The organism is Halobacillus sp. B29, assembly GCF_052246755.1.
Lineage (GTDB): Bacteria > Bacillota > Bacilli > Bacillales > Halobacillaceae > Halobacillus > Halobacillus halophilus.
In genome coordinates this window covers 37,523-57,064 of the sequence record NZ_JBQQCM010000010.1, presented here as the reverse complement: position 1 = coordinate 57,064, position 19,542 = coordinate 37,523, and the positions used below count along the sequence as shown (strand labels likewise).

The window sequence follows — 19,542 nt, the reverse complement described above, 5'->3', positions numbered from 1 at the left end:
AGGGACTATTAACTAGTCCCTTTTGGTGTTTAATCTTCCATCCTATTGCAGTAAATGTCCATCGCTTTCTGTAAAAACTCTGCATATCCAGGCTGCAATTGATCGAAATTCTTCGTAAACCTTGGATCACTTACATACATCTCTGCAAGGTCTCTAAATATATCTAACTGACAATCATAGAAATACTTCGATATATGCTTTCGCTTTTCATCTATAAGGCTTTGAACGTCTAAATCATCTGGTCCTTGATTCATACGTGCGATAATTTGTTTATCAATTTCTGCCCCTTCTTCTTGGATGTTTTTCCAATCCTTTTCCGAGTATGCTTTTGTTCTTCTTTTAGATTCCTGATAAGCCTCAGTTTCTCCCCAGCGTTCTTTCACTTCTTGCTCATACATTTTCTCATGTTGTTCAATTTGACTTTTATCAAATGGTTGAAAACGGTCCCGGTTGTTCATTTGATCTCCTCTTTCCAATGATTGAAGTGTCTGATCTACAGATAAAATGATTCGTTCCAAACGTCTGCTTTTTTCTAATAGGATTTTTTTATGGCGATGCAAAGCCTTTGCTTGATCAAAATCAGGAGCGTCTAATATTTCTTGGATTTTAGATAATGAAAAGTCCAATTCTCTAAAGAAAAGGATTTGCTGCAATCGAGTTATTTCTTTTTCACTATAATAACGATAGCCATTCTCCTTCACTTCTGAAGGGCTCAGCAGTCCAATATCGTGGTAGTGGTGAAGGGTTCGTGTACTAACACCTGCCAGCCTTGCTACCTCCTTGACTTTATACATGGTGATCACCTCAATTCAAAGTCTATGGTATGACGCAGCGTAAGGGTCAATGGTTTATTTATATATTTTCGTAAAAAAGTGCCTCCCGCCTCTTTTCCATCATCTGGGCACAAAACTTTTAGTTACGTTAAAAAAAAGCTATAATATAGTAAATAAATAAATGAGGGCGGGGGATTCATGCAGATCCACAAGGTTATTCAACCAGCTAAATTAAATAGCATCCATATTCACCATACGTCCCCGGTTTATCAGGTTTATTATGATTACTTGAAAGAAAGAAACAGTATAGAAGCAACAGAGCTCACCAGGTTCTTCTGTCAACGCTCCAGGCCTTCCATGTTAGAAGATCAATTAGCTTTAGCAGAATTCCTATATATGAATGATTTTTTCAAGGAACTTGAAGGTCACCTAAATGAAAATTATATGCATGAAGACATTGCAAAGCTCTACCGCATAATTCTGGATCGAAAAAAACAACCTTTAAGCATTAACGATATTAAGTCCATTGAAGAGCTTTGTTTCGAACATCCTTCTCTCAAGTGCCTTCATCTTTTCCTTCTTGTTTATGCACATTATGATACAAAGAAATATGCAGGAATGGATAAGTTCACTGAGGAAATTCAAACCGCTTTATTTACGATCAATGAACCCCTGTTTCACTATTATATGAAACTGCGTTTCGATGAACTGACGTTCCAGCATTATTGGAAAGCCAATCATTTAGTACTGGCAAGGAAGTTTGCCTACAAGTATATAAACGCCGGACTTGCTCCAAGAAAACAAATAATGATGCACCACAATCTTGCTTTATGCTATAGCTTTGAAAATTACGAAGCAGCCATGGATTATGCCGAGAAGACGATAAATATCGCCGAAACTAATGGTTATTCCCATGCGTCTCAAGTGACCCGTGATCATACCATTCCTTTTATTGCTGCGTTTCATCAGAAGTCTGAACAAATCATTTCCAATGATCCAACCGAAAATGCTCATTTATTACTTTCACGCGGTCAACGAAAGGAAGCTATTGAAATTCTTTCCACATTATCCTCTTTAACTCCTTTCCAACAAGCTTATCTAGGTTTAGCGGAGAGGAATTTACAACTTTTGCGTAAAGCAAAAAACAGATTTATTCATGAATACAACGATCTTTTCTTTGCCCAACTACCAGATTATTATATGAAGCGGGTGCTTAAAGTCGTATAGAAGCTGAATGTAGACAGCTTCTTTTTTATGTAATAGAAATATATAGACTATTTTTCCTTTAAAGGAATTTATTAGAACAGTGTAGAATAAATGAAGTTACAATATATTTGCAAAAGAGGTTGGATAATATGAATATGTATTGTCAAAGCGCCTTTCATCAATTAGAAGTAGTCATTGCGTCTATTTCTGAAATAGCTGGACAATTAACTGAGGAAGAACTCGCTTTACGGCCGACTGAAGAGAAATATTCAATCGGAGAGCTATTGGAACACCTATCGATCATCCCGGCAGCTGATGGAAAGGTTGCTGAGAGTGCATCTGAAGAAGAAATGAACGCCCTCTATCGATCCTATTCTTTACATTCAAAAGAAGAGATTCTTGAAAGGCTATTCGAGCATTTTTCTCAACTAAAAACACAATATGAGAATTATACAGAGCAGGATCTTCATACGGAAACCGTCTCATGGTGGGGAGTAACTTATACCCGTTATGAATGGCTTCTTCAAATCGTTGCACATATGTATCATCATCGAGGACAACTTCACGCGATGCTCGTCCACTCCTATCGTAAAGATCCCGAAATCCTATTATTTGAATAAAGTTAGGCAAAAAACCACCTCAGGTCATCCATATTATGGATGACCTGAGGTGGTTTTTTTAGGATAAATAAGTAATCGGAATCTTTTCTTCTAAGGCTGTGCCGTCTTTATTGTAAACGTAGTAGGCTTGCGCACTTCTTCTGGAACTAATTGCTTTATGTACTTTAAAATCCACGATATGAAGTGCTGCTCCATCATCCAGAGCGTAACCCGGTTTTATTTCCGCATTTGTAATATACTCTGTATAAGCCTTACGTCGGTTGACTTCCCCGTCATAATGGGGACAACAGCTCCCTTCAATAATGCCCAAACATTCAAGCGGCCTTAGTTTGTCGCCATAAGAGTCCGTCAATCCTTGTTGAAACCAGCATATAGCCCCTGCACTCAAACCCGCCAGGACAGTGCCTTGTTCCCAGGCTTCTCTGATGATTTGTTCTAGTCCCCACTCTCTCCACAGCGCCAGCATGTTTTTAGTCGAACCCCCGCCGACGTAAAGAATATCTTTGTCTAATACAAAATCCCTCAGGTTATGGGGAGGATTAAATAATGCCAAATGACTTGGGTTACAATCTTCTTTCTCAAAAAAACGATAAAACTTTTCAATATACTCATCTCCATCCCCACTTGCTGTAGGGATAAAACAAATAGAAGGCTTATTTGCATCTGACTGTCTTAATATGTATTGATCAAGCCCAGGATTATCATCTTCCATCGAAAATCCCCCACCACCCATAGCAATGATTTGCTTCACTCTTAAACCTCCTTTACTTTTTATCCACCTCAGGTCATCCATAATATGGATGACCTGAGGTATTGATCTAACTATTTTCTTGCTTTTGGTTTTCCTAAGGATGTCTGAATATCTTCTTTGTAAGCGTATGAAAACAATAGAGAAACGAGAATTCCACCGCCAATCAGGTTACCTATACTTGCTGGTATAAGGTTGAAAAAGATGTATTCGTACCATTCATACTTATCTGAAGATAGTATACCCATACTAAAATAGCCCATGTTAGCAGCACTGTGCTGGAAATTACCGGCCACGAATAAGATAACCGGGAGCATGGTTCCCAGGAACTTACCTGTTATATCACGAGCTGCCGTAGTCAGAAAGGCTGCCATCCCGATTAACCAGTTGGCTATAATACCTGAGACTAATATTTCAAACCAACCTTTAATTCCGTGATCCATAAACTTCATTTTCTTATCTAAATATAACGAAAGCTCGGTGTAGAATGGATCTGATAATGACGCTGAAAGTTGTATCAGACCTGCCACCATAAATGCCCCTAGTATATTCCCTATATATGCAGAGGCCCAGAATTTATAAATATTGGCTTTCATTAAACCTGCTTTATTAAAAAGATAAGAAGGGAGCAGTACGTTGATTTCTGTAAATAATACGGAACCCGAAATGAACACCATTGCATAACCAGCAGCAAATCCCAATCCGGAGAGCAAATGATAAACGCCCTGCGTTTCAACGCCCATAGCAAGCAATACTGAAAATATTGCTCCAAATGTCATAAACGATCCTGCTGTGATCGCAAGTAAAAATTGGGCTCTGAATGGTTTATTTAAATGGTCCCGACCTTTTTCCCCAAACTCATCTACAATTTGAGATGGAATATAAAATTGCCGGCCGGGCCGATCAATTTTGCCATTGGAAGAAGTGTCTGTTTCTTTAGTTTCGTGTTCTTCTTCTAGCCTATTGTCATTATTAGCCACATGTATCCCTCCAATGATTGTGCTATTCCCATTATCTCCCCCCAATAATCCTACTCAGAATAACTTTTATGGTAGTGGTACACATTAAGAGTAAATCTTAATTTTGCAAAGGAGTATGGATATGCCGAGAGATCAAGTTTGCCTTGCTTGTGGCGGAGAAGGTTTGCTCATGGATGATGAAGAGTGGAAATATACTTGTAAAATCTGTGGAGGTAGTGGTTTTATGGCTCAAGAAGGATCAGTATATAATAGGGAGCCCGCCAACGTTGATGAAATGAATCGATATCTGGATTAACCGAGAAAAGCGCTGGTAAACCCAGTGTTTTTTTCATGAGCACAATCATAACACTTATAGCTCCACTGCTTGCTTTTGTAAATCTTTCTGTTCATTCCTCATCTCTAAGAACAAATTTCTATTTCAATATTCAAAAGAACTTTATCCGCCGCATCCCTTTCGATATCGCCGATCAGAAAACATAGCATCAAAAGCATCTTTCACGGCCGTTAAATGCAAAAAACAAGAATGTTATCTCCTTGAAAAGGCTCGTAAACTAAAGAAAGAACAGGACTTTAAGCCCTGTTCCTTTTATCCACGTTAATAACTCTCAATACTAGTTTCCCCATCTGTAGGTTTTTTTGATTTTCTAACCAGTGCGACAATACCTGCTATTAAGTAAGCCACACCTGCAAATATACCAAGTCCTACAGTTCCAAATGTCATAATAATCGCTGTTACAATTAAAATAATGCCCGCTGCCTTTGGTTTTTTATCTCCTTTAAGAAATACAATTGATAAAATTCCTAAAGCAATCGCTACTAGAGCGGCGACCATGACGATCATCGTAAAAGTTCCCATAGCATCAAGCATCTGATTAACATTAATTGCCCCGTTCCCCTGCATTTCCGGAGACGAATTCATCATGTTCTCCAATTCCTGCCTGAATTGAGGGTTACCTTTATTACTTAAGAAAATACCACTCAACAGAATGGGTAGACCATACAGTACAATTCCAATAACAGTAAGTACGATTTCAGCTGTTCGTTTCATTCCTATCTCTCCTTTATTTATTTAATTGCTTGCCACATCTCTTTTTGTAAAGAAGACCCAGGCCAGTATAACAAAAATTACATAGTACACGAGTAACACAGCCACTGAAAACCCTGCTGTTTGCTCATTGAACATAGGGTTTCCTTCTAAATACATCGTTAAATCCGTATTGGCAAATAAGATATATTTGGCCCATTCCCTTTCCATTAAAAAGAGCACAATAGAGTTACCAGCCATCATTAAGAAGATAGCAACACCTATGGCCAACGAACTATTTCTAAAGACCGCGGAAATCATGAAAGCGAAAGTTGCCATCAATAACAAGTTGACCGAACTAAGTAAATACATAGAAACGGTGTGCTGAAAAATCGACGCTTCTTGTATCTCTCCGGCCTGCCGAAACAAATAAGTCTGAGAGATGCTGTCAATACCGAAAAGTGCGGCTCCAACGATAAATGACAAAGCATATAAACAAAGAAGCATCGTCCCAGCAAACAAGAGCACAGAAACATATTTGGAGAGCAAGATTTTCGTTCTGGATATAGGTCGAATCAGTAAGAGTTTTATAGTTCCCCACTTAAACTCATTAGCTATCATGCCGGCAGCAACGATAATGGTAAACAAACTGATAATGGATATTAAACTTCGGTTGGTTTGCAAAAAGTCCCAAACATCATATCCGGAAGGTTTAATATCGTTTTGAATGCGGTACTGATTCATTTCAATGTCCGTGTAAGTAGGATACTGAATTTGTTCCCTTTCTTCACCTGGACTCGGCGGCCCTTGCTGCTGCTCTTTCAACTGCGTATTCTGCTCCTGTAATTCCTGCTTCCAGTTTTCCCCTGTGGGTCCCTCTCCACTAATCATCGTATTATCAACTTTCATAAGTACACCGAACCCAATAACCAATACCCCAAGTATAATCAGCATAATCCAAGTTGCGATTTGAGAATAAAGCTTCATTTGTTCATTTCGTACTAATTGTATAAAGTTATTCAATGGAATTCTCTCCTATCAAGTCCAGGAATTTGTCTTCTAGTGTCGATCGATTGACATGCACACTGTAAATATCGATCCCCTCTTTAACCAGTCCGCTTATAATTCCTGGTATTTCTTCACGTGTACTGCTGAAGGTTATTGCGGTGCTGTTTACCTGGACAGGCGCGTCCAGCTTTTTCTCCACTAATTCCCGGGCACGGTCAATAGGAGAAGCTTCAACCGAAACCTCCTTTTTATCTGTTTGTTGCAAAGCGTCTTCCACAGATTGTATGGAAATTAATTCTCCATTTTTGATAATTCCAATCCGGTCACACATCATTTCCATCTCTGAAAGGATGTGACTTGAAACAATCACTGCAACACCTTCTTCAGCAGCCATGCGTCGAATATATGCCCTTACCTCTCGAATCCCTGCAGGGTCAAGGCCATTAGTAGGTTCATCTAAAATAAGAATGGATGGTCTATGTAAGAGTGCCTGCGCAATTCCGAGACGCTGCCTCATTCCTAATGAATATTTACCTACTTTGTCCTTGATTCTGTTTTCCAGTCCAACCAGGCGAATGACTTCCTGTATTCGTTCTTCTGTAATTCCTGGAATCATACGGGAATAGTGCAGTAAGTTTTTCCGACCACTCATGAAAGGGTACATTTCCGGGTTTTCTACAATTCCGCCGACGTGGCGAATAGCTTTTTTAAAATCCTTATTAACACTGTGGCCCTGTATGATGACGTCTCCGTTCGTCATATCCATCAACCCCACCATCATTCTAATCGTGGTTGTTTTACCTGCTCCATTAGGACCTAGGAATCCGAATACTTCTCCGCTGTAAATTTCAAAATCCAGCCCTTTAATAATCTGTTTGTTTTTTATTGTTTTACTAACATTCTTCAACTGCATGACAGATTGAGACAAATGAACCCCTCCTTAATTATTCTCACTTTTCTACTACGTAAAAAAAGACAAGTTGTTTCACATTTTTATAATTTTTTACAGAACTTTGAGGATATTTCCCGGGAAATTTCGTGGTTTACTGCAGCTCAGTCCTTTTTTTCTACTTCTGTACACTTTCACATTTATACAGTTCGTCGCCCTTGGCTAGACATATCCTCTTGATCTTCCCGTCTACTCAACTCCTCTTTCCTTCTTAACAATGGATGGAGTTTCTTATTTTTGATAAACTAGAACTTAACGGAGTATGGAGGGGGAATCGAAATGAAGATTGTATCAATTGAACCAACGCCCAGCCCAAACTCAATGAAAATCAATCTTAATGAGCACTTACCTGAAGGGGAAACTCATAACTATAAGAAAGGGGACGATTTGGACAGCGCCCCGGATTTTATAAAAAGATTATTCGAGATTGAGGGGGTAAAGGGACTTTACCATGTGACGGATTTTATTGCCCTGGAGCGAAATGCAAAAATCTCGTGGGAGCAGATACTGCCAGAAGTAAGAAAAACCCTTGGCTCATCTTCTGAAATTGAGGCTCTCAATGAAAGTGAATCCTCAGACACTCCCGAGGATACATTTGGTGAAGTTAAAGTATTTATTCAAATGTTCCGTGGTATTCCTATGCAAGTAAAGCTTGAAGAAGGCGAAGAAGAGAAGCGTGTCGGTCTTCCGGAAAGATTTATGGAGGCTGCAATGAAAGCAGCCCCAGCCTCCCCAAATATGATCATGGAACGCAAGTGGGCAGAACAGAGCCCGCGTTTCGGAGACACTTCAGAGATTGGGGAGCAAGTTAAGGAAGAAATTTCGGCAAGTTACGATCAAGAACGACTCGATTCACTAGTTAAACAAGCGTTTGATCAGGACGCGGACTATGTAGAAACGACGGATAAGCAGTCGAGGATTACACTTGAAACATTGGATCATGACGATTGGAAAGTACGTTATGCGGCACTCGATCGTATGAACCCTACCGCCGAGGACTACGCCATTTTAGATAAGGCTTTGGACGACAGTAAAGCCTCTATTCGCAGGTTAGCTGCTGCCTACCTTGGTATGATAGAAGAAATGGAGACACTTCCCTTCCTTTATAAAGCATTGAATGATAAGTCCGTTACCGTAAGGCGGACAGCGGGGGATTGTATTTCAGATTTAGGATTTAAAGAAGCTATGCCACGAATGATTGATTCACTGGCTGATCCTAGTAAGATTGTTCGCTGGCGTGCAGCTATGTTCTTATATGAACTAGGAGATGAAACTGCACTTCCTGCTTTAAGGAAAGCAGCAGAGGATCCTGAGTTTGAAGTGAAAATGCAAATTAATATGGCCATAGAAAGAATAGAAGGTGGCGAAGACGCCAAAGGATCTGTTTGGCATCAAATGACCCAGGCCACTAAACAAAAACCTAAATAGGAGGATTATTTATGAATCCATATGAAGCATATATGAAAGAAATTTCCCAGCCAATGAGAGATGAATTAACCAATGCAGGTTTCACAGAATTAACGACTCCAGAAGAAGTAGATGAATTCATTGCATCAACAAAAGGAACCTCGCTCGTTGTTATTAATTCCGTCTGCGGCTGTGCCGCAGGTCTCGCTCGCCCGGCCGCAAGAGAATCTCTTACTAATGATTCTAAACCCGATCATTTAGTAACCGTATTTGCAGGCCAGGATCGTGATGCAACCTCACGAATGAGAGAATATTTAGAAGGCTATGAGCCTTCATCTCCATCTATGGCTTTACTAAAAGATGGACAGGTCCTTCATTTCATCCCCCGGGAAGAAATTGAAGATTATGAAGTAGAAGAGATTGTAGAGAACTTAACATCTTCCTATAATCAATACTGCTAATACGAAAGGCGGCCCTTAAGCAGGCCGCCTTTTTTATGTCGATGTTACCGCAGGATTACTTGAAGCCGAATTACTATTGTCCCCTTTAATAAACTTCATAACAATTAGTATTAATAAAACACCTATTATGCCCGCGCTAATATAACTGATATTTAATAACTCTTTCATGACAAGTGACATCACTGGCGGTCCAGCGGCCACTCCTATAAATCTTGAAGAGCTATAAAAAGAAGTGATGGTCCCTCTTTCTTCTTTTTCAATTCCTTCAGTGATAAGGGCATCTAGTGTTGGAAGCATAGCTCCTATCGCAATGCCTAGAACACTCGTGACAATAAGAAGAAGAAACAGCTGCTTATTCACATAGCCTACAAAAATCACACTTGCTGAAATCCCAGCTAAGGAAAGAAGAATGACTCTTTTCATGGTTTTTGTCTCCCCTTTTATTTTCTTTCCTGTTATAAAGGAAGCGATGCAAAGAAAAAATAACGGGATAGCCAGAACAAAACCTTTTTTTACGCCATCTATATCATGAACTTTTTCCAATATATCCGATAAAAAGAAAAGGACACCAAACAAGATAAGCATAGCGTAGATCCCTAATAAGAATACTGGATACAGCCATTTCCCATCCTGTTTAAAAATTTTCTTCGTGTTTTTAAGAAATTCCTTTAACTTTTTAGGCTCTTCCTTTTCACCTTGGGGAACTTTAATAAAAAAGAAAACTAGGATAATGGATATTAGACTAAAGAAAGATATAGAAAAAAACGGCAAAAACCATAGGAAAGCAGCAAATGCTGCTCCAAGAATTGGACTTAATACTTTACCAAATGTATTAGACGTTTCAATTAATCCTAGACAGGAACTGGTCTTTTCATCATCATCTTTGTACAAATCTCCTACGAGAGGGAGAATAATAGGGGTCGCTCCAGCTGCTCCCATGCCCTGGAGAACTCGCCCGATAATGATCCATAGAAATGGATCACTCATTTTCCAAGAGGCAAATCCTGCTATTACTCCACCTATAAAAGCTAAGATCAGACTGGGTAATATCACGATTTTCCTTCCAAAACGATCAGATAAATAACCAGCGACAGGTATAAGAAAAATAGCAGCTAACGAATAGCTGGTAATGATCGTACTGGATTGAAAAGAAGATATCCCCACTTTTTTTTCAAAAATCGGAAGAACGGGTATTAACATTGAATTTCCAAGCGTCATTACTAGTGGAATGGATGCCATACTGATGAGGCACCATCGGCTGACTTTGTTCTCCATAATTACACCTCATTTACATTCATACTTATAGCGTATCCAAACCAAAAGTAAATATTTGCCCTGAACCTTTTACTATATTTGTAAATTATTCGAAAGCAATTGATTGAAATTTAGAATTTTTTAACATTTCCTTTATGCACCATTTACTTACATCGGTTACCTTTTATATGTAATATACTTTGAAAGGGGATGTTCCTTTTGATTAAAAAATGGATGTTAGCATTAGGTTTAGTTTCTGTACTTACGTTGGCCGCGTGTGGCGGTGAAGGTGAAGATGGAGAAGATACAGAAGAGCAGTCAGAAATGGAAGATGGTTCAGAAGAGAGCGATTCTGACTCTGAGGAATAGGTAATTATAATAAAAATCAACAAAGAGGAATGCCCTATACGAGGTATTCCTTTTTGTTGATTTTCATTATTACTTTCTTCAACTATAGGGCCGGATTGTTTAAGACTCAGTTTCGAGATATTTTTATGAGAAGAAAGGTCCTGTGGGGGATGATTCGCTTTCCATGGGCATGTGCTGAGCCTCCTCGAGCTAACGCTATCCGGGGTCTCACCGATCACGTTCATCCCGTTCTTACTCTTTTTTTAGTCTTAATCAAATATCAGAACATAAACGATATGGAGAGCTATCCAGCTCCAGCCCTAGCGTCTAGTGAGACTTCCCTCACTTCTGTACGATAAGGCAACATCGAATCGCTCCGCTCTTCGTGTTTTCTTTATCTCCGCCAGCTCAGTCCAGTCCATACGACGCTGAGCAAGGTGCTTCCGCTTTTAACCTAGGAGTCTTCATCATCCCCCTCCGGACCTGGCCAAATCAGATGCTCGAAATCACATCAAACATACCTGCTTGATGTGGAATTAAGACGTATGGTTTTACACCTGTTTTCAGGATGTAACGATGCACGATAGCCTGTTATAAAAGCATTTAATGCAGATTAAGGAGAAGAACTTTCCTCTTCTGGAAAGGTCCGTTCACTAGATATCGTTGGGGTGGCGGAGGAAACGACGAGACTCCCGCGGGAGAAGGAGCTAGGTGAGACCCCACAAGGAGTGTTAACGACTGAGGAGGCTTGCCAGTTCCCCCGTAGGAAAGTGTTCAAATGTGGAATCACCCCGAAAGACACGACCAGCATAAGCCGACCATCAAAAGGATTGTGGTTTTTCAATACGTTGATGAGCGGCTTATGTCTCGAGTGTCTGGGTGATGGAACAAGACGAGTTGTTTCCGTAGCCGCCCTCATCTAATGTTTGCAACGGACCCGAGTTATCTCGAAACTGAGTCTTATACAAACGGGAGCTTATCTTTAATAATCATCCCGGAGATATGACAGAGGCTAACTACTTAATATTCCACCGAGTTTTTTGGTGCTCTATTTTATTAAAGTTTTGTTCCAGTTGAGAACCACAATTAGGGCAAATAACTGCCTGAGAGGGTATAGGCGTACAACAATAAGGGCACTCTTTTTTAGTCATGGCATGTAACGGGTGCTGATGAGGTTTTTTCCAGCGATTAATTTGCCTGACTACAAGAAATACAGCAAATAAGACAATCATAAAACGGACCGTTGCCGTAAGGAATAGTCCATAATTGATCGTTACAGCCCCAGCTTCTTTAGCCGCAGACAGATTTGGATAGAACCCCCCGCTCAAATTAAGAAACATTTCTTCAAAGTTCATTTTGGCATATAGTAGCCCTACAGGAGGAAGCAGAATATCTGTAACAAGCGAATCAATAAATCCGCTGAATGCCGCTCCCAGTACCATCCCGACCCCCATATCCACTGCACTCCCTCTGACTGTGAACTGGCGAAATTCATGGAACAGCCCCATCGTTTCTCCCCCCTTCTTTTTTTATCCTATGAGATATTCGGACAAACTATGAGCCCACAAAAAACCCCGGGCAAGCGCACGGGGGTACATTTATAAAATGGCTTTTTGGCATACATTAGGAACGGATCCCAGTAGATCATAGGTAAGGCAGACCGGCCGGTTCGTCCTTGGATCTTGAACGACTTCCGCATCGATTTGGAATACCTCTTCCAGAACTTTTGGCTTGATTACCTCTGCTGGTGTTCCTTCCTTAATTATACGCCCTTCCTTTAAAGCTACAATATAGTCAGCGAATCGAGCTGCATGGTTTAAGTCATGGATGACCATTACAATCGTACGTCCCTCTTCCCGATTCAGCTGTTCTAATAGCTTAAGGACTTCCAGCTGATGAGCTAAGTCCAAGTATGTTGTCGGCTCATCCAGAATAAGCAGTTCTGTCTCCTGTGCCAGGGCCATCGCAATCCACACTCTCTGGCGCTGACCGCCAGAGAGAGCATCAATTGGACGGTCTGCAAATTCCTCAATACCTGTAATGGATAGAGCCCACTGAATCATTTCTCGATCGTGCTCATTTAACTTTCCAAAGGCTTTTTGGTGAGGGAACCTCCCGTAAGAAACTAATTCAGATACAGTCAAACCGCTTGGTGCTTTCGGCGTTTGAGGGAGCACGCCCATTTTTTTGGCAATATTTTTAGTGGATTCTTTTTTTATCGCTTTGCCATCTAAATAGACACTTCCTGAATTTACGGTGTGAATTCTGGCTAAAGCCTTCAGTATTGTGGACTTCCCACACCCATTCGGGCCTATAATGGTCGTTATCTGATTTTCGGGAATATCCAAGTCCAGGTCTTCCACCACATTGTACTCACCATAAGCGATACCGACTTTTTCTGTCATCAGCTTTGCCATGCAAAAATCCTCCCTCAAATCTATAAACAAACTTTCAATATCTATAGTAAATGCTAATAGTGAAAATCATTATCACTTATGATTATAAAGATTTTATTAAAAACAAGCAAGTTAACTAAAAGTAGTTCTAATGGACTATTTCTCTTTTGTAAGCTTGGATTATAATAAGATCATTCTTTTACTAAAGGAGATAACCATGAAAACCCGTATGATTCACATGAGTCCGCCTCAAACGCTGATCAGCGTATTTATGCTCTTTATATCCGCTGGCACATTAATGCTTAAACTACCGTCCGCTACAACCAATGGAATAACTTTCATTGATGCTCTATTTACAGCAACCTCAGCCATGACGGTTACCGGGTTAGTCGTAATAGATACAGGTACAGCATTCACCTTGTTCGGTCAGGTTATCATTTTAGTTCTGATCCAGGTTGGCGGTTTAGGAATTATGACCTTTGCGGTACTGATTTACATAGTGCTTGGTAAAAGAATTGGAATTAAAGAGCGGCTGTTAATTCAGCAGGCTTTAAATCAAACTTCTTTAGGCGGTGTTATACGCCTGGTTCGTAAATTATTTATCTTTTCAATAACAATTGAGACCTTTGCCGTAGTTTTTCTATCGTTACGATGGGTTCCGGAAATGGGGATGGCTAAAGGTATCTATGCAAGTATTTTTCATTCCATTTCAGCTTTCAACAATGCCGGTTTTTCGATCTGGTCCGACAGCCTCTCTGCTTATGCAGTGGACCCGCTCGTTAATATTGTCATTACCTTGCTTTTTATTATAGGAGGAATCGGTTTTACGGTTGTTTTTGACTTATGGAAAAGTAAAGAATTTTACCACCTCTCCCTTCACACTAAAATCATGCTGGTCGGGACCTTATGCATAAATGTGGTTAGCTTGTTTATGATTTTCATTTTAGAATTCAATAATCCAGCCACCATCGCAGACTTCTCTACACTCGGTAAATTGCAGGCAGCTTATTTTCAGGCAGTAACACCAAGAACAGCAGGATTTAATTCCATTGATATTAGTCAGATGGAAGAATCTTCTCTCTTTTACATGCTGATGCTTATGTTCATTGGTGGGGGTAGCACTTCAACCGCTGGCGGCATTAAACTATCAACTGCCCTCATCATAGTCCTTGCTTCCATTACTTTTTTCAGGCAAAAAGAACATGTGAACCTGTACCGCAGAAGTTTCCACTTCCATCTGATCATGCGCGCTCTCGCTCTTACGGTTGGCAGTGTAGGTGTAGTATTTTTGGGGACTTTTGTTCTGAACCTCTCCGAAGATGCCCCTTTTTTAATGATACTGTTCGAAACGATATCTGCCTTTGGAACGGTTGGTTTGTCTATGGGACTGACAGGCCACCTAACTCTAATCGGAAAATTGACGCTGATTTTCATCATGCTGGTTGGAAAGTTAGGACCACTGACCTTTGCCTTTGCTTTCGCCCGTTACAAGCCAGATCCGGTTAAATATCCGAACGAAGACGTATTAACCGGTTAGCATACATCCCTCCCCTTCTTCTATTTCAAGAGAGGGAGGGTTCTCTGTTTAGCTAGAAAGAATTAGAATAGCTGGATGCTATTTCTTTAAGACACTCGACTAGACCCTCTATATCTGCACTTGTCTGCTCATGGCTAAAAGACACACGAATGAAAGATTTTGCTTCCTCTCCACTGATTCCTACTGCCTCAAGTATAGAAGGAGATCCTTCACTCCTAACTTGACAGGCACTTCCAGTAGAAAAAGCGTAACCGCGGCGATTGGCTTCGAGCATTACCCACTGCCCTTCAAGGCCATGCATACATATGCCAATAATCGGGACCGAATTCACGGACTCGCATACTACTGTGACGTGGTTTCTTATATCCTTCAAAGCAGTCAAGAACTCACGCTTTAAAGCTTTAACTTTAGACTGGCGGTCTTGAAGCTCTCGAATGGATTTTGAAGCAGCCGTTATAAAGCCTGCGATCCCAGGAGTGTTTACGGTGCCAGCTCGAACGCCAGCTTCATGAGTTCCATTTGGCAGCAGGGGCTGAAAAGAAACAGACGGGCTGATGTACAAGGCTCCCACTCCTTTAGGTCCATATACTTTATGACTTGAGAGTGAGAAACTGTCCAGGTAAGGCGTCATTGATTTTAAATCCACCTTACCAAATGATTGAACACAGTCGCTATGTAACAATGCGCCCCACTTATCGCAAATCTCTCGAATTCTTTTTATAGGCTGGATTGATCCAAGTTCACTATTTACGTGCTGAATACTTACAAGCACAGTATCTTCGCGCATTAAATTTTCTAATTCGCTTACGTCAATGGTTCCTTCCTTCGTTAATGGAACCCAGTTGACTTCATATCCATCTGCTTCCAATTTTTTTGCTGCATTTTTTACAGAAGAATGTTCGGCAGCTGAAGTAATCAGATGATTTCCTTTACCTGCTTTCATTAGACCTTCTATGGCAAGCAGGTTACTTTCTGTACCTCCACTTGTAAAATAAATCCCTTCTTTATTAACCTCGAGAAGATCCGCAAGTGTCTGGCGACAATGAGATAGCAGCACTTCAGCTTTTGTTCCCGGGTCGTGCAGACTGCTGGTGTTTCCATAGAATTCGCGGGCAGCCTTGATATAAGCTTCCAGGGCTTCCTCATCGATTGGGCAAGTGGATGCATAGTCAAAATAGTTAGACATTCCTTTTATCCTCCCTTTTTCAAGTAAACCACTTGTCATAAGTTTAATTCTGTGTAAATATAAGTGTCAATACACCTGTAAATAAACAGGAGGCTGAATATGAAAAAAGCAGACGTGATTATTGTAGGAAGCGGAATTGCCTCCTTACAGTTAGCCAGACACTTAACTAAGGATTTAAATGTGATTGTTATCACAAAGTCTTTCTTGAAACATAGCAATTCAACTTGTGCTCAAGGAGGAATCGCAGCAGCAATCGGGCCTCTCGATAACCCTTATCTTCATTACTTAGATACACTTGAAGCCGGATGCCACTTAAATCATCCACAGTCTGTGATGCAATTAGCAGAAGAAGCTCCCGCCCTTGTTGCGGAACTCATTAAGGATGGATGTCAGTTTGATACCGATGAAACTGGTTCTCTACTCCTCGGTAAAGAGGGTTCTCACAGCCACCGCAGAATCGTTCACGGAGGTGGAGACCAAACCGGAAAGCGGATTGTAGAAGGACTTATTCAACACTTATCTTCTAATATCTCTATCTATGAAAATGAGTTTGTTTTCGAGCTGCTTCTTGATGACCAGGGCCGCTGTTATGGTGTTAAAAGTAAAAATAAAGAAAACTTTGTACATACATTCACAGCTCCTTATGTCGTTCTTTCAACTGGCGGCTGTGGCCAGCTCTATTCCTTCACCTCTAACGCGGATACGATTACGGGAGATGGCTTGGCTTTAGCGTATATGGCCGGGGCAGAGCTTGCAGACATGGAATTCATTCAATTCCATCCCACCCTTTTATACTCAAACGGAAAAACAAAAGGGCTTGTTTCAGAGGCAGTTAGAGGAGAAGGGGCCATATTAATTAATGATATGGGTGAAAGAATCATGGAAAATGTTCACCCTTTGAAAGACTTAGCCCCAAGACACATTGTGGCGCAGCACATCTATGAGTGGCTACGGAAAGGACAGCGCATTTATTTAGATATAAGCTCCATTGCAGGTTTTTCTGTTAAATTCCCTACTGTCACCGCTCTTTGTAAAAAGCATGGTATTGATTTAAGTAGAGGACGAATACCTGTAGCACCGGGCGCTCACTTTGCTATGGGTGGTATACAGACCGATTCCATTGGTCGAACCAATGTCGAAGGACTATATGCTCTTGGAGAAACGGCTTGTACTGGGGTGCATGGTGCAAATCGACTTGCCAGTAATTCGTTGCTGGAAGGACTCATGTTTGGAAAACGACTTGCCCAGCACATTAACTGCACTCCTGTGAAGCATATGCCTATTCATTCAACCAAGAAAAAGACTACACCCATCTTCCCCGCTTTGCCCGAAAAAGAATTAATCCAGCAATCCATGATGGACCAGGTAGGGATTGTGCGCTCGGCTCAGGGGCTTACCGAGCAAATAAAGTGGCTGGAATCATTCCAATTAGAAAAGTTTTATGAATCAAGGCTTGATTTGCTCACTATCGAGCAAATCACCCGTTTCTTTATGATGCAGACGGCTTGGCTGATTACAGACTCAGCTATAGAAAGGGAGGAAAGCCGGGGAGGTCATTACCGCAGTGATTTTCCTGAAGAAAGGACCTACTGGCAGACAAAAAAGGTTCTTAAGCAAAGATCATTAGAAAGAAGGTCATTCAATGAACAGATTAAAAGTTAGGCGCCTCCTGGAAGATTTTTTTATTGAAGATATAGGAGATCAAGATGTAACCAGTGACTTCCTCTTCCCTGAAGATGCAGAAGGTGAACTGCATTTTGTAAGCAAACAGTCCGGAATTTTTTGTGGTTCAGAAATTATTCGAGAGGGTTACCAGCTTCTTGATCCGTCGATTATGATTGAACTTTATACTCAGGACGGGACTGAAGTCGGTTCAGGTGAGTGCATCGCTGCTATTCAAGGACCGATCGTAAATTTACTGAAAGGTGAACGGGTGATCCTTAATTTAATTCAACGAATGAGCGGAATCGCTACAAATACTAAACGAGCAGTTGAAACTCTCAATAATCAAGAAACGAAAATTTGTGACACAAGAAAGACCACCCCTGGGCTAAGAATGTTTGAAAAATACGCTGTCCGGATGGGAGGGGGAGTAAATCATAGATATGGTTTGTACGACGCCGTCATGTTGAAAGATAATCATATAGCTTTTGCCGGTTCCATTTTAAAAGCCGTCGAAATAGTAAGAGCCAAGCTGGGGCACATGGTAAAAATTGAAGTGGAAACAGAAACGGAAGCTCAGGTTAAGGAAGCTGTCCAGGCTAGAGCTGACTGCATTATGTTCGATAACCGGTCTCCAGAAGAAATCAGCACTTTGGTCAAGTTCGTCCCTTCTCACATTACAACGGAAGCTTCAGGAGGAATTCACTTGAATAATTTAGCCGCATACCGTGAGTCGGGAGTTGATTATATTTCCCTTGGAGCGCTTACCCATTCAGCTACTTCTCTTGATATTAGTGCAAATGTTTCGATTAAACAAAGGAGGCCCAACTATGAATCTATTTGAAACGATGGAAAATTCCAGCCCCACTTTACCCGAGCGTTACAAAAATAGGAGTAAAGAGGAATTAGAAACTATCATTCGGCGTGTAAAAAAGACAATGGGCGCGCAACTTTTTCTCCCTGGTCACCACTATCAGAAAGATGAAGTCATCCAGTTTGCCGATGTACGCGGAGATTCTCTTAAACTAGCTCAGCTTTCGGCAAGTCAGCACGAAGCAGAAGCGATCGTTTTTTGCGGAGTACATTTTATGGCAGAAACCGCCGATATTTTGACTCGGGAGGACCAGCATGTGTACCTCCCTGATATGAGAGCTGGCTGTTCGATGGCCGATATGGCGAACCTCACGCAAACTGAAAAAGCATGGAAGAAGCTAATGGGCATCTTTAACAACACCATACTCCCACTTACCTATGTTAATTCAACTGCTGCCATTAAAGCATTTGTAGGAAAGCATGGCGGAGCCACAGTCACTTCCTCCAATGCAGCGGGGATGATCGAATGGGCTTTATCCCAAAAAGAGCGTATTATGTTTTTGCCGGATCAGCATCTGGGGCGGAATACGGCCTACGACCTCGGCATCCCTCTCGAACAAATGGCGGTATGGGATCCTATACAAGAAGAGTTGCTTCACGAAGTACCTGTCGAAGAAGTGAAAGTGATTTTATGGAAAGGGCACTGTTCGGTTCACGAAAACTTTACTGTGCCAAACGTCGAACAGGTACGAAAAGATTATCCTAATATGAACATCATTGTTCACCCTGAATGCAGCCGTGAAGTGGTAGCTCTATCGGATTATGCTGGATCAACGAATTATATTATTAATCAAATCGAAAATGCTCCTCCTGGCAGTGCATGGGCGATCGGCACGGAAATGAATTTAGTGAACCGAATTATCCACGAACACCCGGAACAGCATATCATTTCCTTAAATCCACGGATGTGTCCTTGTCTTACCATGAATCGAATTGATCTCCCTCACCTCGCATGGTCATTGGAAACCTTAGCCGAAGGGAAACCTCAAAACTTAATAAAAGTAGATCCTGAGATTGCGGCCGATGCTAAAAAAGCACTGGAACGTATGCTGGCAAGGGCCTGATGTTAAAAAGAAATTTACAAGTACAATGAATAAGATGAACTGTTTC

The 19,542-nt window shown here is 41.0% G+C and carries 21 protein-coding genes; 11 read left to right on the top strand and 10 right to left on the bottom strand.

Going from position 1 to position 19,542, the window contains the following annotated elements; all coding sequences use genetic code 11:
• Positions 1 to 29: 29 nt before the first annotated feature.
• The gene (locus tag ACTWP7_RS13525) at positions 30 to 794 is read right to left on the bottom strand and encodes a MerR family transcriptional regulator (RefSeq protein WP_443123650.1); all 765 of its coding nucleotides are present in this window, start codon (positions 792 to 794) and stop codon (positions 30 to 32) included.
• Positions 795 to 971: 177 nt separating this feature from the next.
• Between ACTWP7_RS13525 and ACTWP7_RS13520 the strand changes: the two genes are divergently transcribed.
• Positions 972 to 2,000 (top strand): AimR family lysis-lysogeny pheromone receptor, encoded by a 1,029-nt coding sequence (locus ACTWP7_RS13520; protein ID WP_443123649.1) that lies wholly within the window; start codon positions 972 to 974, stop codon positions 1,998 to 2,000.
• Between the two features lie 128 nt (positions 2,001 to 2,128).
• Positions 2,129 to 2,599 carry a DinB family protein gene (locus tag ACTWP7_RS13515; RefSeq protein WP_443123648.1) on the top strand — a complete coding sequence of 157 codons (471 nt, stop codon included), beginning with the start codon at positions 2,129 to 2,131 and terminating at the stop codon, positions 2,597 to 2,599.
• 58 nt (positions 2,600 to 2,657) lie between these two features.
• Here the strand turns inward: ACTWP7_RS13515 and ACTWP7_RS13510 are convergent, their stop codons facing one another.
• Together ACTWP7_RS13510 and ACTWP7_RS13505 are read right to left on the bottom strand one after the other, a co-directional pair.
• Positions 2,658 to 3,350, bottom strand: a complete 693-nt coding sequence (locus tag ACTWP7_RS13510; protein WP_443123647.1) for a Type 1 glutamine amidotransferase-like domain-containing protein — start codon at positions 3,348 to 3,350, stop codon at positions 2,658 to 2,660.
• A gap of 71 nt (positions 3,351 to 3,421) precedes the next feature.
• Complete coding sequence (locus tag ACTWP7_RS13505; protein WP_443123646.1) at positions 3,422 to 4,327, bottom strand: formate/nitrite transporter family protein; 906 nt, start codon at positions 4,325 to 4,327, stop codon at positions 3,422 to 3,424.
• A gap of 121 nt (positions 4,328 to 4,448) precedes the next feature.
• Between ACTWP7_RS13505 and ACTWP7_RS13500 the strand changes: the two genes are divergently transcribed.
• Entirely contained in the window at positions 4,449 to 4,622 is a 174-nt protein-coding gene (locus ACTWP7_RS13500) for a hypothetical protein (protein ID WP_443123645.1), read from the top strand.
• A gap of 35 nt (positions 4,623 to 4,657) precedes the next feature.
• A complete protein-coding gene (locus ACTWP7_RS13495) occupies positions 4,658 to 4,807 on the top strand; it encodes a hypothetical protein (protein WP_443123644.1) in 150 nt (49 codons plus the stop codon).
• Between the two features lie 115 nt (positions 4,808 to 4,922).
• On the opposite strand, the gene ACTWP7_RS13490 is transcribed toward ACTWP7_RS13495, so the two are convergent.
• From ACTWP7_RS13490 to ACTWP7_RS13480, 3 genes are read right to left on the bottom strand one after another with little or no spacing between them, the layout of a single operon-like run.
• Entirely contained in the window at positions 4,923 to 5,375 is a 453-nt protein-coding gene (locus ACTWP7_RS13490) for a DUF4064 domain-containing protein (protein ID WP_443123643.1), read from the bottom strand.
• A 21-nt stretch (positions 5,376 to 5,396) separates the two neighbouring features.
• A complete protein-coding gene (locus ACTWP7_RS13485) occupies positions 5,397 to 6,374 on the bottom strand; it encodes an ABC transporter permease (protein WP_443123642.1) in 978 nt (325 codons plus the stop codon).
• The gene (locus ACTWP7_RS13480; protein WP_443123641.1) at positions 6,367 to 7,287 is read right to left on the bottom strand and encodes an ABC transporter ATP-binding protein; all 921 of its coding nucleotides are present in this window, start codon (positions 7,285 to 7,287) and stop codon (positions 6,367 to 6,369) included. Before ACTWP7_RS13480 ends, ACTWP7_RS13485 begins: the two co-directional genes overlap by 8 nt.
• A gap of 300 nt (positions 7,288 to 7,587) precedes the next feature.
• Between ACTWP7_RS13480 and ACTWP7_RS13475 the strand changes: the two genes are divergently transcribed.
• On the top strand, positions 7,588 to 8,736 hold the full coding sequence (locus ACTWP7_RS13475; protein ID WP_443123640.1) for a conserved virulence factor C family protein: 1,149 nt from the start codon (positions 7,588 to 7,590) through the stop codon (positions 8,734 to 8,736).
• 11 nt (positions 8,737 to 8,747) lie between these two features.
• Positions 8,748 to 9,176, top strand: coding sequence for a BrxA/BrxB family bacilliredoxin (locus ACTWP7_RS13470; protein ID WP_443123639.1), 429 nt, complete (start codon positions 8,748 to 8,750; stop codon positions 9,174 to 9,176).
• Between the two features lie 33 nt (positions 9,177 to 9,209).
• Here the strand turns inward: ACTWP7_RS13470 and ACTWP7_RS13465 are convergent, their stop codons facing one another.
• A complete protein-coding gene (locus ACTWP7_RS13465; protein WP_443123638.1) occupies positions 9,210 to 10,451 on the bottom strand; it encodes an MFS transporter in 1,242 nt (413 codons plus the stop codon).
• Positions 10,452 to 10,649: 198 nt separating this feature from the next.
• Between ACTWP7_RS13465 and ACTWP7_RS13460 the strand changes: the two genes are divergently transcribed.
• Complete coding sequence (locus ACTWP7_RS13460) at positions 10,650 to 10,799, top strand: hypothetical protein (RefSeq protein WP_443123637.1); 150 nt, start codon at positions 10,650 to 10,652, stop codon at positions 10,797 to 10,799.
• 995 nt (positions 10,800 to 11,794) lie between these two features.
• On the opposite strand, the gene mscL is transcribed toward ACTWP7_RS13460, so the two are convergent.
• Both mscL and ACTWP7_RS13450 read right to left on the bottom strand, forming a co-directional pair.
• Positions 11,795 to 12,286, bottom strand: coding sequence for a large conductance mechanosensitive channel protein MscL (mscL, locus tag ACTWP7_RS13455; protein WP_443123636.1), 492 nt, complete (start codon positions 12,284 to 12,286; stop codon positions 11,795 to 11,797).
• A 90-nt stretch (positions 12,287 to 12,376) separates the two neighbouring features.
• Complete coding sequence (locus tag ACTWP7_RS13450) at positions 12,377 to 13,195, bottom strand: ABC transporter ATP-binding protein (protein ID WP_443123635.1); 819 nt, start codon at positions 13,193 to 13,195, stop codon at positions 12,377 to 12,379.
• Positions 13,196 to 13,391: 196 nt separating this feature from the next.
• Between ACTWP7_RS13450 and ACTWP7_RS13445 the strand changes: the two genes are divergently transcribed.
• Positions 13,392 to 14,711 (top strand): TrkH family potassium uptake protein, encoded by a 1,320-nt coding sequence (locus tag ACTWP7_RS13445; RefSeq protein WP_443123634.1) that lies wholly within the window; start codon positions 13,392 to 13,394, stop codon positions 14,709 to 14,711.
• A 52-nt stretch (positions 14,712 to 14,763) separates the two neighbouring features.
• On the opposite strand, the gene ACTWP7_RS13440 is transcribed toward ACTWP7_RS13445, so the two are convergent.
• Positions 14,764 to 15,897 carry an IscS subfamily cysteine desulfurase gene (locus tag ACTWP7_RS13440; RefSeq protein ID WP_443123633.1) on the bottom strand — a complete coding sequence of 378 codons (1,134 nt, stop codon included), beginning with the start codon at positions 15,895 to 15,897 and terminating at the stop codon, positions 14,764 to 14,766.
• Positions 15,898 to 15,996: 99 nt separating this feature from the next.
• Between ACTWP7_RS13440 and nadB the strand changes: the two genes are divergently transcribed.
• From nadB to nadA, 3 genes are read left to right on the top strand one after another with little or no spacing between them, the layout of a single operon-like run.
• Positions 15,997 to 17,559 (top strand): L-aspartate oxidase, encoded by a 1,563-nt coding sequence (gene nadB / locus ACTWP7_RS13435; RefSeq protein WP_443123632.1) that lies wholly within the window; start codon positions 15,997 to 15,999, stop codon positions 17,557 to 17,559.
• Positions 17,540 to 18,403 (top strand): carboxylating nicotinate-nucleotide diphosphorylase, encoded by an 864-nt coding sequence (gene nadC / locus ACTWP7_RS13430; protein WP_014641528.1) that lies wholly within the window; start codon positions 17,540 to 17,542, stop codon positions 18,401 to 18,403. Before nadB ends, nadC begins: the two co-directional genes overlap by 20 nt.
• Complete coding sequence (gene nadA / locus ACTWP7_RS13425) at positions 18,390 to 19,496, top strand: quinolinate synthase NadA (RefSeq protein ID WP_443123631.1); 1,107 nt, start codon at positions 18,390 to 18,392, stop codon at positions 19,494 to 19,496. Before nadC ends, nadA begins: the two co-directional genes overlap by 14 nt.
• Positions 19,497 to 19,542: the final 46 nt, after the last annotated feature.

What these genes read in the sequence shown, in the direction of transcription:
- ACTWP7_RS13450 (WP_443123635.1), bottom strand. Translation starts at nt 13,195, where the DNA reads ATGGCAAAGCTGATGACAGAAAAAGTCGGTATCGCTTATGGTGAGTAC.
- ACTWP7_RS13470 (WP_443123639.1), top strand. Translation starts at nt 8,748, where the DNA reads ATGAATCCATATGAAGCATATATGAAAGAAATTTCCCAGCCAATGAGA.
- ACTWP7_RS13525 (WP_443123650.1), bottom strand. Translation starts at nt 794, where the DNA reads ATGTATAAAGTCAAGGAGGTAGCAAGGCTGGCAGGTGTTAGTACACGA.
- ACTWP7_RS13465 (WP_443123638.1), bottom strand. Translation starts at nt 10,451, where the DNA reads ATGGAGAACAAAGTCAGCCGATGGTGCCTCATCAGTATGGCATCCATT.
- ACTWP7_RS13440 (WP_443123633.1), bottom strand. Translation starts at nt 15,897, where the DNA reads ATGTCTAACTATTTTGACTATGCATCCACTTGCCCAATCGATGAGGAA.
- ACTWP7_RS13445 (WP_443123634.1), top strand. Translation starts at nt 13,392, where the DNA reads ATGAAAACCCGTATGATTCACATGAGTCCGCCTCAAACGCTGATCAGC.
- ACTWP7_RS13495 (WP_443123644.1), top strand. Translation starts at nt 4,658, where the DNA reads ATGAGCACAATCATAACACTTATAGCTCCACTGCTTGCTTTTGTAAAT.
- ACTWP7_RS13490 (WP_443123643.1), bottom strand. Translation starts at nt 5,375, where the DNA reads ATGAAACGAACAGCTGAAATCGTACTTACTGTTATTGGAATTGTACTG.
- ACTWP7_RS13475 (WP_443123640.1), top strand. Translation starts at nt 7,588, where the DNA reads ATGAAGATTGTATCAATTGAACCAACGCCCAGCCCAAACTCAATGAAA.
- ACTWP7_RS13500 (WP_443123645.1), top strand. Translation starts at nt 4,449, where the DNA reads ATGCCGAGAGATCAAGTTTGCCTTGCTTGTGGCGGAGAAGGTTTGCTC.
- mscL (WP_443123636.1), bottom strand. Translation starts at nt 12,286, where the DNA reads ATGGGGCTGTTCCATGAATTTCGCCAGTTCACAGTCAGAGGGAGTGCA.
- nadC (WP_014641528.1), top strand. Translation starts at nt 17,540, where the DNA reads ATGAACAGATTAAAAGTTAGGCGCCTCCTGGAAGATTTTTTTATTGAA.
- ACTWP7_RS13515 (WP_443123648.1), top strand. Translation starts at nt 2,129, where the DNA reads ATGAATATGTATTGTCAAAGCGCCTTTCATCAATTAGAAGTAGTCATT.
- ACTWP7_RS13520 (WP_443123649.1), top strand. Translation starts at nt 972, where the DNA reads ATGCAGATCCACAAGGTTATTCAACCAGCTAAATTAAATAGCATCCAT.
- nadB (WP_443123632.1), top strand. Translation starts at nt 15,997, where the DNA reads ATGAAAAAAGCAGACGTGATTATTGTAGGAAGCGGAATTGCCTCCTTA.
- nadA (WP_443123631.1), top strand. Translation starts at nt 18,390, where the DNA reads ATGAATCTATTTGAAACGATGGAAAATTCCAGCCCCACTTTACCCGAG.